Below are 14,408 nucleotides of genomic sequence, written 5' to 3'. Positions count from 1 at the left end.
TTTGTCGCTTTGAGCGAAAGCCGAAGGGATCTTGCCAACTACGCCTGCAACCCCCGCTGCCGATGCGACCTTCAGGAACTCACGCTTTTTCATTGACCGTCCTTAACCAGAATGTAAGTTGGATTTAGTCTTGGATACAAGACGGAATACCATTCGCAAATTCTGGGCCAAGGACGTGAAAGCCTTTGTAGAAAAGGCTTTCCGGTGTTCGACAGTCAATCACAGGCCTGCTGACTGACTAGGCACGGTGCGTACGCGCTCAAAACTGGTGCGGTGTGCACGCTTTCGGAGGTGCGCTACGAATCATCCTGACTGGCGTAACGCTCGCGTGCGGAATGGAGCATGTAAAGCGTGATGCGCTTCACTTCGGCCTGGCTCTCCGCAATGTGCGCACGGATCATCTCTTGTGCGCCGGAGACATTTTTTTCGAAGATCGCCGACAGGATTTCACCATGCTCCCGGTAGGTGGCATCGATACGTGGCGCCTTCGTAAAATCCAGGCGACGGATGATCCGGATGCGCTCCGTTACGTCCTGATGAATGCGGGCCATCTCGTCGTTGCCCACCGCCGCGACAATGCGGGTGTGAAACGCCTCATCAAGCGCTGCCACGACTGTCGAGTCAGCGAGGTAGTGTTCGGCCGGCACACACCATGTCTCGCGTAACGTATCAAGCCGGTCCATTGCATCGAGAGCAACGACCCGGGCAATGGCGGAGGTCTCCATCATGACCCTCACTTCGTACAGGTCCTCGAAGTATTTGAAATCGAAAGCGCGCACCTGCCAGCCGCTTTTGAAATGCACTTCGACGTATCCTTCACGCTGCAGCCAAAACAGCGCCTGACGAACCGGCGTCCGGCTCACCTGCATGCGCGTTGCAATATCGCCTTCGCTGAATTTGTCGCCCGGCAGCAGCCGGAAATCGAAAATATCGGCCTTCAGTTGCGTATAGATTTGTGCCGCAAGATTGCTGGCATTTTTCGCCGGACCCGCGGGCGTCTTCGTATCCACCATGTGCTTTTCCAACCGATGTGAGCCGATTATTCGAGTGAGACCAAAGGATCCCCAGCGTTGATCATCATACCGGGCTTGCAGTGGAATGTTCCCACGATGCCATCGTGCGGCGCCGCGACATGAAACTCCATTTTCATTGCTTCAAGAATCAAAAGAGGGTCGCCGGCATTCACGCGCGAACCGGGGTCCGCCATGAGCTTCCATACATTGCCCGTAATGTCCGCCGAGACAACGAAGCCTGATAGCTCCGCAACTTCGATCAACTCCCCGGCCGTTTCGGTTACGGCCGATACGTGAGTATCGGCCGTAGTATCGGCCGCCCAATGCGCGACCTCCGCGTCAAAAGCGAGTTTCTGCCTGGCCCGGAAGACTTCAAGTTCCGGCGCGATACTTTCAAGAAAAGCGTTGTATGCGCCTAGATCAAAGACCTGCTCTTCTATCCGAACGCCGCACCGCCCTTCCCTGAATTCGTCTCTAAGCACATCGAGCTCGCGCTCGCTCACCGGATAAAAGCGCACTTGATCGAAGAATCTGAGCAGCCAGGGTTTGCCATCGACAAACATCTCGTTCTTGAGGAACTTGTTCCAGATCGGCAACGTGCGTCCAACCAGTTGATAGCCGCCGGGCGAATCCATTCCGTAGATGCACATATAGACGCCGCCGATGCCCACCGTGCCCTCGGCGGTGTACGTACGCGCCGGGTTGTACTTCGATGTGACCAGGCGATGCCGTGGGTCAACGGGGACGGCACACGGAGCGCCCAGGTACACGTCGCCAAGCCCGAGAACCATGTAGCTGGCTTCGAAAATGGTATCGCGTACTGCGTTGCCCGATTCCAGGCCATTGATGCGCCGGATGAACTCGGTGTTACTGGGCAACCAAGGGGCCGTGTCACGCACCGATTGCCGATAACGAATCACTGCGTCGAGTGTCGCGGAGTCCTCGTAAGCCATTGGCAAGTACACAACACGGCTGGGCACCGTCATGGTGGAGATGCCGGCAAGCGTTGCGTCCGTGGCGGCAAGGGCATCAACGAGAGCGCGTTGATGGATCACGCGGCTGTCGAAACGTACCTGCAAGGAACGCACGCCGGGAGAGAGCTCACACACGCCATTCACCGGACTGTTCTTCAAAGCCTCCATCAACGCGTGAATGCGAAAACGGTGATTGAGATCGAGAACGTTCTCGCCGTATTCGATCAGGATGTACTTGTCGCCCGCTTGGCGGAAGACCGTCTTGGGACGCTCACCGGACGCAGCCATCTCGAACAAAATGGGTGAGCCACGCTCAGCGCTTGCATCTGGAAGTGCGAAGACCGAGGCATCCCATCCTGCGATAAAGGCATCCTGCGCCTGTTCCAGCGCGAGTGCATCGTCGAACGTCATTTCACGAAAGCGGATCTTGTCGCCCGGCTTGACCTGCCCCACCTTCCATAATTCAGCCTTCGCAATTGTCACGGCGCAAACGAATCCGCCGAGGCTCGGGCCATCGCGGGTCAGGATCACCGGCATGTCGCCGGTGAAATTGACACTGCCGATCGCGTACTCGCAGTCGTGCACGTTCGACGGATGCAGCCCCGCTTCGCCACCGTCGGAACGCGTCCATTGAGGCTTCGGACCATTCAGCCGGATACCAAGACGGTTCGAGTTGTAGTGGACGTCCCACTCGCTCGCAAAGAATGTCTCGATTGATTCCGCCGTGAAGAAGTCAGGGGCACCGTGCGGGCCGTATAACACCCCGATATCCCATGTACGCCCATACCTGGGTACCAGAGAATCAGGGAGCGCCGCCGGGGCGTGCAGGGGCGCCAGGTCAGCCGTCGCCGGCAGGCCGGGATCTGCTATCGGCAAGACGTCTGCCGGGCGCAACGTGCGGCCCGCATGGCCACCAAATTGTCCGAGCGCGAACGTGGCGCGACTACCGAGATACAGCGGAACGTCCAGGCCGTTGCGCACCGCGAGATAGGTCCGGCACCCGCTGGTCGCTTTTCCGATGCGCAGGATCTGCCCTGCTTTGATATAAATAGGTATCCAGAACAATACTGGTTTCCCATCCAGCGTCGCATCGGTCGGGGCACCGGTCAAGGCGACGATCGTATCGCAATGAAACCGCAGCGTAGGTCCGAGCACCGTGGTTTCAATGCCCGCAGCATGCGGCTGATTACCGACGATCCGGTTAGCGAGCCTGAACGCCCAGTCATCCATTGGCCCCGACGGCGGCACGCCGATGCCCCAATACCCAACGCGGCCCGGATAGTCCTGGATGGAGGTATAAGTGCCCGCATCCACTACCTCGATCACGCTCGGCCGATACACGAACGCGTCGAGAAACCGCGTCGAGACATCGCCGGTGCGAAAAGCGTCGCTCGCCACCACTTGCCGCAAGTAATCCAGATTTGTCGCTATACCAGCCAGCCGGGTTTCGGCGAGTGCCCGGGTCATCCCCGCAATGGCCGCCGAACGGTCCGCGCCATGCACGATGAGCTTCGCGATCATCGGGTCGTAGTGAGCGGACACTTCCGTCCCGGTTTCGACCCAACCGTCCACGCGGATATCGGGAGGGAAGCTGACCTCGGTCAGTGTGCCAGGACTCGGCGCGAAGTTACGCAGCGCATTTTCTGCATACAGCCGAACTTCAATTGCCGCCCCTTGCGGGATGATCGGACGATCCAGCGCGGGCGGATGACCGGCAGCCGTCAAAATCATCCACTCCACCAAGTCGATACCGGTCACGCTTTCGGTGATCGCGTGTTCAACCTGCAAGCGCGTATTGACCTCGAGGAAGTAGAACGCCTCCTGAGGCGCGTCGTAAATAAACTCGACCGTACCGGCCGATCGATACGAAACCGAACGGCCCAGGTTCTCCGCAGCGGCCCACAACCGTTGTCGAACCGCATCCGCTAAATTCGGTGCAGGTGTTTCCTCAACGACTTTTTGATTACGCCGCTGCAACGAGCAATCTCGTTCACCGAGCGCGACGACATTACCCCGGCCATCGCCGAAGATTTGCACTTCAACATGGCGAGCCCGGTCGACAAAACGTTCGACAAACACGCCAGCGTTCGCGAAAAACGACTGCCCCAATCGCTTGACTGATTCGAACGCGGCAATCAACCCGGCTTCGTCATTGCATCGCGTGAGACCAATGCCACCGCCCCCAGCCGTGCTCTTCAGCATGACGGGGTAGCCGATCCTTGCAGCCTCTTGTCGTGCGTCCGACACGTCGGCAAGCAGGCCCGATCCGGGAGTTAGCGGCACACCGGCCAGTTCAGCAAGCTCGCGAGCGGCATGCTTCAACCCAAACTGCTCCATTTGCTGCGGAGTCGGCCCCACGAATGCAAAACCTTCGGCCTCGCAGCGCGCGGCGAATTCCGCGTTCTCCGACAAAAAACCGTAGCCCGGAATGATCGCCTGAGCACCGCTTCGCTTCGCCGCATCGATGATGAGATCCGCCCGCAGATAGCTTTCGGCCGCGGTGTTACCGCCCAGCGAAATTGCGGCGTCGGCTGAGGAGACATGAAGGCTGTTGCGGTCAGCGTCTGAATAGACGGCAACCGAGCGTATGTTCATGCGTCTCAGCGTGCGCGCAATGCGGCAGGCAATCTCGCCGCGATTAGCGATCAATACGGTGTGGAACATGGAAGTCCCCGATCAGGAGTGGGATGGTACGGTCGTCCTGCTTCTGTCGGCGAGGTAGTTTGCCCAGCCGCCGAACCGGGTGATGTCGACAGCGTGGTCCAGCCCGGCGGACTCGCAGATAAAGCCTTTGACGTCGGTTCCATCGGCTAGGCTGACGGTACCGATTCCCAGGGGTGCGGCGACACCGGCCACAAAGGAACCGAACTCGGCAAGGGGCATGTCCCATAGTTCTAGCTGGATCGATGCACCGCTATCGGAACGCATCAAGCCGGGCTTAGGCGGTGTTGTATTGGCCAGTGCAAACAGCTGATAGTTAGACGCTGTAGTGGTGCTTGCAACGAAGCTTGCCCCGCGACTGACCAGTTCATGGTTGAGCGGCATTCCACGCAGATGCGCTCCTACGACTGCGACGCGGATTGTGTTCGCTGGCGCAGCGTCGCGCACCGACAACGTTGCGTCCTGAAGATTCAGTGCCAGGCCGGTCGCACCGCGTGCGAGACCGGTGCTGTTATGCCAGTGCTCGGCAAACGCGGCGAGTCCACGCTCCTGCCACGCGTCGCCTATGAACGTAATACCGAAGGGCAAACCGTCTTCGCGAAGACTCGCAGGGACCGACACCGCGCTCCAGTCGAGCAAGTTGACGAAGTTGGTGTATTTCCCCATGTGGCTATTCAAACGCACGGGATCCGCCTGGACATCAGCGATTCGATAATGCGTGGGAGCCGTCGGCACAAGCATGGCGTCGAATCCCGCAAGCAATGCGTCGGCGCGGCGCTTGAGATCGGCAAGCTCGTACACGCCATCAAAAGCATCGGCGGCTGAAAATTCCCTGGCTTTGAAAATGATGTCACGCACGACCGGATGGATATCGGCTTCGTGGTTAGTCGCGAATTCGCGAATGGCGGCGTAGCGTTCGGCCACCCAGGCGCCGTCGTAGAGCAACGCAGCGACTTCGTCGAACAGGGTGAAGTCGATCGGCACACAGGTCGCACCCTGCGCCTCAAGCTGGCCGATGGCAACCTGAAAAGCTTGCGCGGCGAAATCATCGCCAAAAAATTCCGGTTGAGCGGGAATGGCGATGCGCGGCGCAGCCGGCATACGCCAATCACGCGACGCTTCCGGTGCGGCACGTGAAAGGCCATCTTCAAGATCGATGACAGCCGCCACGTCATACACGGCCACCGCGTCACCCACGGTCATTGCGAACACGGACACGCAATCCAGCGTACGGCACGCGGGTACGACACCGGTATTGCTGAAGGCGCCACGCGTAGGCTTGATGCCAACGATGTTGTTCAACCCGGCAGGCACACGTCCAGAGCCTGCAGTGTCCGTCCCCAGCGCGAAGGGCACAAGACCGCGAGCCACGACCGAAGCGGATCCTGAACTCGACCCTCCCGACACAAATTCCGCATTAAACGTATTAGTTGGTACTCCGTAAGGTGATCGAACACCAACGAGACCCGTTGCGAACTGATCGAGATTGGTCTTCCCAATGATGATCGCACCGGCATCGGCCAAACGCCGAACGATCGTTGCATCCTTGTCCGGTGAATAGGCAAACGTGGGACAAGCGGCCGTTGTCTCAAGGCCTTCAGCGTCGATATTGTCTTTCGCTGCGAACGGCACCCCATATAACGGAAGGCGGTCCATATCGCCGCCAACAGCATCGAGCTTTTGAGCGAGCTTGGTCAGGCGAGCGTCCAGCCCGGAAGCGGACACGATAGAAATCCAGGCTGGGTCGTCTGCAGAGAGCGACGCCCTGAGTTCGTGAAGCAGTTCCGCTGGCTTAGCACCGGTTCCGTATGCACGTTTCCAGTCAGGAATAGTCCATCCGAGCATCTGGTATTTCCTCTTGTGTACAAGTTTCGAACTTCATATACAAGAGTTGTGCCAATGGTGGGAAGGTCTTTGTTGATGGGCTTCGGAGAGGTTTTAAAGGAAAATTGGCAGCGTGTCCTGCGGCGGCGGAACGCCCTAAAGTGGCGCCGAACGAGCGGAAATTGGGCGAGTTCGCACCAGTAGCGAGCCCGGCCAGCCACATTCTTAGCCGATGCCAGTGCGCCGCCCGAAGGCGGCCGTCTGTTCGCATTCATGCTTGTCGCTAAATCAAACTCACACGCCCGCGCGCAACGTCTTTGCCGCAGCGACCATGTTCTTGAGCGCGGGGATAACCTCATCCCACTGACGCGTCTTCAAGCCGCAATCCGGATTGACCCACAAACGCTCCGCCGGAATACGCTCGGCCGCTTTGCGCATTAACTGCACAATGTGTTCCTGGCTCGGGATATTCGGCGAGTGGATGTCGTACACGCCTGGTCCGATCTCGTTCGGGTAGTTGAAGTTATCGAAGGCATCCAGCAGCTCCATGTCCGAACGCGATGTCTCGATCGTGATCACGTCGGCGTCCATATCGGCGATCGACGCAATGATGTCGTTGAACTCCGAATAGCACATATGCGTGTGGATCTGCGTTTCGTCCTGCACGCCATTCGCCGTGATACGGAACGATTCAACGGCCCACTGCAGGTATTCGTTCCACTGCGACTTGCGCAACGGCAAACCTTCACGCAGTGCCGCCTCGTCGATCTGAATCACACGCACGCCGGCTCTTTCCAGATCCAGCACTTCCTCGCGGATAGCCAGCGCCAACTGATGGCACGACACCGAACGCGGCTGGTCATCGCGGACGAACGACCAGTTCAGGATGGTGACCGGGCCGGTCAACATGCCCTTCATCGGCTTGGCGGTTTGCGATTGTGCGTACTTGATCCACTCTACGGTCATCGCCTTCGGACGGCTGATGTCGCCGAACAGGATAGGCGGTTTCACGCAGCGCGAACCGTAGGACTGTACCCAACCAAACTGGCTGAACGCGTAACCGTCGAGCTGTTCACCGAAGTACTCGACCATGTCGTTGCGCTCGGCTTCGCCGTGCACGAGTACGTCAAGACCTAGTGCTTCCTGTTCGCGCACGCTGCGCGTGATCTCGCGGTGCATGACGGCCTTGTAGCCGGCGTCGTTCAGTTCGCCGGTCTTGAACTGGCTGCGAGCCTGACGAATCTCAGCGGTCTGCGGGAACGAGCCGATAGTCGTTGTCGGATACGCCGGCAGCTTCAACAAGGCCGACTGCTTCGTGGCGCGTTGCGGGTAAGCGCTTGAGCGACGGCCAAGTGCTGCATCGATTTTCGCAACCGCTGCCTTGACCGCCGGGTTGTGCACGCGCGGCGACGAACGGCGGTTTTGAATTGCGGCGCCGTTCTCAGCGAGCGCCGCCTGCACCGACTGGCGGCCGTCGTTTAGCGCGTGAGCCAGCACCTTCAGTTCATCGAGCTTCTGCAATGCGAAAGCGAGCCAGGACTGAATTTCCTTATCGAGCTTTTGCTCGCTGGCCAGATCGACCGGCACATGCAACAGCGAGCACGACGGTGCAATCCACAAGCGGTTCTGCAATGTCTGATGAATAGGTTCCAGCCAGTCCAGCACGGCGCTCAGGTCGCTTTTCCAGATGTTCCGGCCATTGATGACACCAAGGGACAGCACCTTGTCCGCAGACAGCTGCGCGAGCACTTGCGCAACCTCGGCACGCGCGTTGATCGCATCGATATGCAGACCCTGAACCGGCAGCTTGCACGCGATTGATAAGTTATCCTGCAATTGTCCGAAGTAAGTGGTCAGCAGCAGCTTGGCCTTCGAACCCTTCAACGCGTCGTAGGCCGTGACGAATGCATGCTGCCACGTTGCATCGAGCTCAGTGACCAGGGCTGGCTCATCGATCTGCACCCATTCAACGCCTTGCGCCGCCAGTTGTTCAAGCAACGCTGCATACACCGGCAACAGGCGCGGCAGCAACGCGAGCTTGTCCGAGTCGTCCTTGGCCTTGCCAAGCCAAAGATACGTCACCGGGCCAATGATGACCGGCTTGGCTTTCACGCCGAGCTTGCGAGCCTGTGCCAACTGATCGAGCAAGCGCGATGCATCGAGTGCAAATTCGGTCGATGCGCTGAATTCCGGCACGATGTAGTGATAGTTCGTATCGAACCATTTGGTCATCTCGCCAGCCTGCACGCCGCAGCTGCAAGCCGAGTCATGCGCGGAGCGGCCACGCGCGACGCGGAAGTAATTGTCCAGCGGGTCGCCGTCAAAACCGCGAACCCGTTCCGGGATGTTGCCCAGCGTGAAGCTCGTGTCGAGCACCTGATCGTAGAACGAGAAATCGCCGACGGGCACATGGTCAAGGCCGGCCTGGTTTTCCCAGTGCCGCTGGCGCAGTTGTGCGCCCAACCCGGTCAGTTCGTCGCGTGACGACTGCCCTTTCCAATAACCTTCCTGCGCGAATTTCAGTTCGCGTTTTGCGCCGATACGGGGGAAACCCAAATTGTGCGTCGTGACCATTGATGTGCCGCTCCTGAAATGAACGGCTCGATCATAGGTTGCGTGGTCTATGAAATATAATGGTCTTTTCTCATTGATCGATTAGTTCCTTTCATGGACGACACATGCTCGAACGAACTCATCTGGCCATTATTCGGGAAGTCGACCGTCACGGCTCGCTGACAGCGGCCGCGAACGTGCTGTGCCTGACGCAGTCCGCGCTTAGCCATACCGTCAAGAAGATGGAGCAGCAGCTTGGGACCGCCGTATGGAGCCGCGACGGTCGCAACCTGCGCCTGACGCAGGCGGGGCAGTATCTGCTGGCGCTCGCGAACCGCGTGCTGCCGCAGATGGAACATGCGGAAGAACGCATGAGGCAATTCGCGCTGGGACAGCGTGGGACGCTGCGCATTGGCATGGAATGCCATCCTTGCTACCAGTGGCTGCTCAAGGTGGTGTCGCCCTACCTCGCACGCTGGCCCGACGTGGATGTCGACGTCAAACAGAAATTCCAGTTTGGCGGCATAGGCGCGTTGTTCGGCTATGACATCGACATATTGGTCACGCCGGATCCGTTGCGAAAACCCGGCTTGCGCTTCGAGCCCGTGTTCGACTATGAGCAGGTACTGGTGGTGGGGCGGCAGCATCGGCTGGCGCAAGCACCTTTCATCCTGCCCGATGAACTCGCCGAAGAGGTCCTGATCACGTATCCGGTCGAGATCGATCGGCTGGATATCTATAACCAGTTCCTCATGCCGGCGAACGTCATGCCGAAGCGGCACAAGGTCATAGAAACCACCGACATCATGTTGCAAATGGTCGCAAGCGGTCGGGGCGTGGCCGCGTTACCGCGCTGGCTGGTTGAAGAGTATGCGGACAAGGTCGCGGTGAATGCGGTCCGGCTGGGCAAAAAAGGCATCGCCAAGCAGATCTTTCTGGGCGTCCGTGAAACGGATACGACGATCGATTATCTGAGCGCCTTTGTTGAGCTTGCGCGTGGGTCCGACTGGAATGTAACGGTGGAAACGGAACACGCATAGGCATCCTAAGCTCTTCCAGCCCTTATCGATTCAATCGATCCTGCATGAAATCCACGAACGCGCGCAGCTTGCGGGGAACGTGGACACGGCTGGGGTAGTAGAGATAAAACCCGGGGAACGTGGGCCACCACGGCTTCAGCAGCGCAATCAGGCGCCCGGCCTGAATGTCGTCGTGCACCTGGACTTCGAACGCGCAGCCAATGCCGGCGCCAGCACGGACAGCCGCGAGGATGATATCGCCGTCGTTGGTCACCAGCGGCCCAGGCACCTCAATGTCGAAGTCACGGCCCTTGTGCGTATATTCCCAGCGATAAATACTGCCCGCGAGACGAACATTGATACACCTGTGCGCGCGCAAGTCCTCGGGCTTGCGCGGCAGCGGGCGTCCTGCCAGATAGCGTGGCGCCGCGAGGGTCGCAATACGATGCCGGCCGCCGAACGGCACGGCTACCACGTCCTGCGCCAGGTTCTCGCCAAGGCGAATCCCGGCGTCGAAGCCCCCGCCGACGAGATCCACGAGCGCGTTGTCGCAATGCATTTCCACGGTGATGTCGGGATAGGCCTCCAGGAAGTCGACCAGATGAGGCATCACCAGAATGTCCGCCGCCGTGCGCGAGAGGTTGAGGCGCAGCAGGCCGGCAGGCTTGTCACGTAATTCGTTGACTCCGTCGACGGCGGTCGCGAGCGCGGCAAGCGCCGGTTGTGCATCCTGCAGGAAACGCTGTCCGATTTCAGTCAACCCGACCCGGCGCGTCGAACGGTCGAGCAAGCGCACGCCGAGGCGCCCTTCCAGCGTGCGCATGGTTTGCGACAAGGCTGACGGCGACACACCCAGCTCGGCCGCGGCGCGCGTAAAACTGGCATGGTGCGCCACGCGAGCAAAGGCGGCAATACCCGGCAGCAGGTCAGGCAGCATCGCCATGTTATGAAGCAGCGCTTCATGCTGCATATTGATTACCCCCCTTAATCCATACCAATCGGCAGCCTATCATGGGCGCTCAATCCTCGTAGGAGCACCCCATTCATGAGCAAGCTTTCCGGCAAAGTCGCTATTGTCACCGGTTCATCCAAAGGCATTGGAGCGGGTATCGCTGAACGCCTCGCCGCCGACGGCGCTCACGTGGTCGTGAACTACTCGCGCAGTGCGGAAGACGCAGATGTCGTCGTCAAGAGAATCGTTACGGCGGGAGGCAAGGCCATCGCGGTCAAAGCCGATATTTCCAAACCGGCTGAGATCCAGCCGCTCATCGATGCTGCCCTCGATACGTTCGGCAAGCTCGATATCCTGATCAACAACGCGGGGGTCTACAAAATGGACTCCCTGGAAACGCTGACGGCCGAGAGTTTCGACGAGCACTTCCACCTCAACGTACGCGGCCTGCTTCTTACCACGCAGGCGGCATCCCGCGTGTTGCCGGCGGGTGGTGTGATCGTCAACATCAGTTCGGGTCTCGCGCACAGTCCCTATCCGATGGTTCACGTCTACTGCGCCACCAAGGGCGCGGTGGACACCCTGACGCGCACGCTGGGGATGGAGCTTGGCCCTCGCAAGATTCGCGTGGTCGGCATTGCGCCGGGTTTCGTCACCACCGAAGGGAATGCGGAATCTGCGAAAGGGATGGCTGAGTTCTTTATCGCCAAGACGCCGCTCGCGCGTGTCGGTCAGCCCAGCGACATTGCCGCAGCCGTCGCCTTCGCTGTTTCGGACGACGCCGGCTGGGTCACCGGATGCACGATCGATGTCGCGGGCGGAATGATATTTTGATGCGTTTCCTGCCGCACATCAGATGATTTGTACACGGCGTGTTGCAGATTGCGGCTGAGGGACGGCAACGGAAATGAAGCCCGTACAGTATCAAAGCTTCAGGGACGGCCATATTCCTTAAGCGTGGTGGGGTACTGCCAAGCGGCCATTCCGGCCAAAGCAGAGAATTCATTTGACCAACGGGAAAGTCAGGACGAACCGTGTTCCCTGCGGCTCACTTTTCGCATGTACCTTGCCGCCATGCAGCTCCATGATCGTCCGCACTATCGCCAATCCCGCCCGGTCGATCCGCTCGCCGACGTGCCGCTTGCCCTCGATGGATCCGCACGATAAAACCAGTCGAAAACGCGTACAAGTTATGTTCCAGAAAAACACGACCGGATGAATCGATCACTTCCGCCGACAAGGCCTCGTTGCCCATCACCTGACTTTCCAGCCGCGCCTGACGCTGCGTCAGGCGGCGACGATGCTCCAGCCAGGCTTGATAGTCCACGTGGCAACTCAGGTCCTGTGCAAGGCAACGGAAATGACCGCGACAGCGCAGGGACTGAACCGCGCCACTTAGCCACCTGCGTAGATGTTGCAAAAGCTGACCGGACCAACGCAGGTCGAGCGCGTAGCCGTGTGCATCGGGGCGCTTGACGACGAAGTGCCGTTCTCCGCCACGCCGCCGTAGGCTTGCGTTGCCTGTTGCTGGCCGTTCTGAGCTGCGATCTTCGCTTCAGCAGCCTGGATGTCGGCCGGGTAGTCGACGTCGCCACCGCGCGCCGGGTTGTAGCCCGCCTGTTCAACACGCACCAGGTCTGCGCGGACTTCAGCGCGTGTCACGGGAGCATTCGATTGTGCAAAGCTGAGAACCGGAGCGGCCAAGGCACCAGCGGCGAGAGCGAGGCAGATAAGTGCTTTTTTCATGATGGATATTTCCTTCAATGAGTGTGATTGATTAACGGGCAACCTTGCCCTGAAACGGATGACGCTGTAGTTGCCGGAGTGCGATGACAAGCCTTGAAACTGCTATTAAATGGCTAATCTTCGTTTCGGTTTCCTTTCTTGGTTAAATCTAAATTACCGCGTTCATGCAGTGGCAAACACATCGGCATTGCTGTTATTCCGCGATCGATCAAATAATTTCTTCAAGTTGATGCTGACAGACCTTCGTAAGCCACGACTGCCTGCTTTGGCTCTTGCTTGCATACGACGTATGCATGGTCATCAACTTCTATTCGGCCTCAGTGCAATCTCGGTGACTTGCAATCAGTATCGGCTTTCAAGCTTTGCGCGAGACTGACATCAGCATTACCAAATTGTTATCTTTGGCCGGAGGCAGAAAGACTTGGGGAGAGCGGATGAGGGGCGATTCCGTGCCCGAGCCATCGCGAGGGGAGTGCGAGACGAGGCGGTCGTGCCTTATCGATCGCTCATCGAATCCTGCGCAATTGCTGCAAAAAATTAAATCAGATATGCGAAACGATTTTTTAAGCGCCCGATCAACCCCATGCCGTGACAGAGTGGGCTGTCAGACTTGGCGTGTCCGAGAAGATTTTTCATCGTGAGACGGGTATCGCCTTTGGCGTGCTGGCGCCAGGCGTTTTATCCTGGCTCCCATCGTCATTACGATGTCAACCGTCGACTGAATGCGCGACACCCAAAGCCCCGGCCAACTTCAGCGCGTTCCTCTGTCCCTGGTCCTCGTAGTTGGTATTGAAAACCACATGCGTCAGTTCGACCGCTTTTGAAATCTCGATAACCTGGCTGGCGATTGAATCGATTTCATCATCGTTGTACTCGTATTGAAATCTCGACGACGACGCAACCGCACCTTTGACATTCCACGTGTCCTGATTGCGTCCATGCATACGAATCAACGCCAGCCGCGGATGCGTTGTTTCCCAAATGGCGGGGATGCTGTTACTCGACCCCTGCGGTTCATCCACCACCACATTCACCAGTCCGCGCTCACGTTCCATGGCCAGCGTGGAATCGCGGCGCTTTTCGTCGAACCAGGTCTGATTGCGAAACTCGACCGCCATGGTGTAACCGTCCATTGCGCCCATGACGTCCGCGCAGTGCTCGACATGCCGGATGCCGTGGGGATTGCAGATCACCCACGGCGCGAACTGGAAATGCACTGCGCCAAGCTTGCCGGCGGCACGAAGCGGCTCGATAGCTTCAAAGTACCGGCACCATAATTCCTGCTGCAACTCGCCCGGCAAATCCTTGTAATACAGGCTCGTCTTGCCGTTTTGCGGCAGGTATGGCTGAACGTCTGGCGGAAACATGTCGCGTGCGGTCTGATGCCCCGTGAACAAGCGGAACGCCTTGATGTTGAACACAAACCCGGGCGGTGTCCGCTCAGCCCACAACACTGAATTTGCAGCGTCAGGCATGGCGTAATAGCTGGAATCGACCTCCACCAAAGGGAACACGGACGCGTAATGACGCAACCGGGCCTCCGCGCTCGAACAGCCGGGCGGATAAAAACGCTTGCACTTGATCAGCGTGGGGTCCGTCCACGACGCTGTGCCGACCAGGATGGTCACCGCGCATTCTCCCTACCATTTCCACTACGTTCAGTCGA

At 58.8% G+C, this 14,408-nt stretch carries 9 protein-coding genes and 1 pseudogene; 2 read left to right on the top strand and 8 right to left on the bottom strand.

All coding sequences use genetic code 11. The annotated features are described in order from the left end of the window. Positions 1-296: 296 nt before the first annotated feature. The 4 genes from HB376_RS37985 to metE all read right to left on the bottom strand — a co-directional run bounded on the left by HB376_RS37985 (position 297) and on the right by metE (position 9,046). Positions 297-1,013 (bottom strand): GntR family transcriptional regulator, encoded by a 717-nt coding sequence (locus HB376_RS37985; RefSeq protein WP_213768828.1) that lies wholly within the window; start codon positions 1,011-1,013, stop codon positions 297-299. A gap of 26 nt (positions 1,014-1,039) precedes the next feature. Continuing rightward, positions 1,040-4,651: an urea carboxylase gene (gene uca, locus HB376_RS37980; protein WP_213768827.1), complete on the bottom strand. Its 3,612-nt coding sequence runs from the start codon at positions 4,649-4,651 to the stop codon at positions 1,040-1,042. A gap of 12 nt (positions 4,652-4,663) precedes the next feature. Then, positions 4,664-6,493 (bottom strand): allophanate hydrolase, encoded by a 1,830-nt coding sequence (gene atzF / locus HB376_RS37975; RefSeq protein WP_213768826.1) that lies wholly within the window; start codon positions 6,491-6,493, stop codon positions 4,664-4,666. A gap of 273 nt (positions 6,494-6,766) precedes the next feature. After that, positions 6,767-9,046, bottom strand: coding sequence for a 5-methyltetrahydropteroyltriglutamate--homocysteine S-methyltransferase (gene metE / locus HB376_RS37970; protein WP_213768825.1), 2,280 nt, complete (start codon positions 9,044-9,046; stop codon positions 6,767-6,769). 104 nt (positions 9,047-9,150) lie between these two features. On the opposite strand from metE, the gene HB376_RS37965 reads away from it, so the two are divergent. Then, positions 9,151-10,065, top strand: a complete 915-nt coding sequence (locus HB376_RS37965) for a LysR family transcriptional regulator (RefSeq protein ID WP_213768824.1) — start codon at positions 9,151-9,153, stop codon at positions 10,063-10,065. 22 nt (positions 10,066-10,087) lie between these two features. On the opposite strand, the gene HB376_RS37960 is transcribed toward HB376_RS37965, so the two are convergent. Continuing rightward, positions 10,088-11,014, bottom strand: a complete 927-nt coding sequence (locus HB376_RS37960; protein WP_255631814.1) for a LysR family transcriptional regulator — start codon at positions 11,012-11,014, stop codon at positions 10,088-10,090. Between the two features lie 75 nt (positions 11,015-11,089). Between HB376_RS37960 and HB376_RS37955 the strand changes: the two genes are divergently transcribed. Continuing rightward, a complete protein-coding gene (locus tag HB376_RS37955) occupies positions 11,090-11,830 on the top strand; it encodes a glucose 1-dehydrogenase (RefSeq protein ID WP_213768823.1) in 741 nt (246 codons plus the stop codon). Positions 11,831-11,998: 168 nt separating this feature from the next. Here HB376_RS37955 and HB376_RS37950 read toward each other — a convergent pair. The 3 genes and pseudogenes from HB376_RS37950 to HB376_RS37940 all read right to left on the bottom strand — a co-directional run. Then, positions 11,999-12,186, bottom strand: a pseudogene (locus tag HB376_RS37950) (ATP-binding protein); the annotation flags it as partial. Between the two features lie 205 nt (positions 12,187-12,391). Further along, positions 12,392-12,742, bottom strand: a complete 351-nt coding sequence (locus tag HB376_RS37945; RefSeq protein ID WP_213768822.1) for a DUF4148 domain-containing protein — start codon at positions 12,740-12,742, stop codon at positions 12,392-12,394. Between the two features lie 707 nt (positions 12,743-13,449). After that, entirely contained in the window at positions 13,450-14,370 is a 921-nt protein-coding gene (locus HB376_RS37940) for a DUF72 domain-containing protein (protein ID WP_213768821.1), read from the bottom strand. Between the last annotated feature and the right edge of the window lie 38 nt (positions 14,371-14,408).

The organism is Caballeronia sp. dw_19 (assembly GCF_018449515.1).
Taxonomy (GTDB): Bacteria; Pseudomonadota; Gammaproteobacteria; order Burkholderiales; family Burkholderiaceae; genus Caballeronia.
The sequence above is the reverse complement of the archived record's forward strand: the minus strand, read 5'-3'. Positions and strand labels throughout refer to the sequence as shown.

Excerpts from the sequence above, each read along its gene's own strand:
- HB376_RS37985 (WP_213768828.1), bottom strand. The coding sequence starts at position 1,013 with ATGGTGGATACGAAGACGCCCGCGGGTCCGGCGAAAAATGCCAGCAAT.
- uca (WP_213768827.1), bottom strand. The coding sequence starts at position 4,651 with ATGTTCCACACCGTATTGATCGCTAATCGCGGCGAGATTGCCTGCCGC.
- atzF (WP_213768826.1), bottom strand. The coding sequence starts at position 6,493 with ATGCTCGGATGGACTATTCCTGACTGGAAACGTGCATACGGAACCGGT.
- metE (WP_213768825.1), bottom strand. The coding sequence starts at position 9,046 with ATGGTCACGACGCACAATTTGGGTTTCCCCCGTATCGGCGCAAAACGC.
- HB376_RS37965 (WP_213768824.1), top strand. The coding sequence starts at position 9,151 with ATGCTCGAACGAACTCATCTGGCCATTATTCGGGAAGTCGACCGTCAC.
- HB376_RS37960 (WP_255631814.1), bottom strand. The coding sequence starts at position 11,014 with ATGCAGCATGAAGCGCTGCTTCATAACATGGCGATGCTGCCTGACCTG.
- HB376_RS37955 (WP_213768823.1), top strand. The coding sequence starts at position 11,090 with ATGAGCAAGCTTTCCGGCAAAGTCGCTATTGTCACCGGTTCATCCAAA.
- HB376_RS37945 (WP_213768822.1), bottom strand. The coding sequence starts at position 12,742 with ATGAAAAAAGCACTTATCTGCCTCGCTCTCGCCGCTGGTGCCTTGGCC.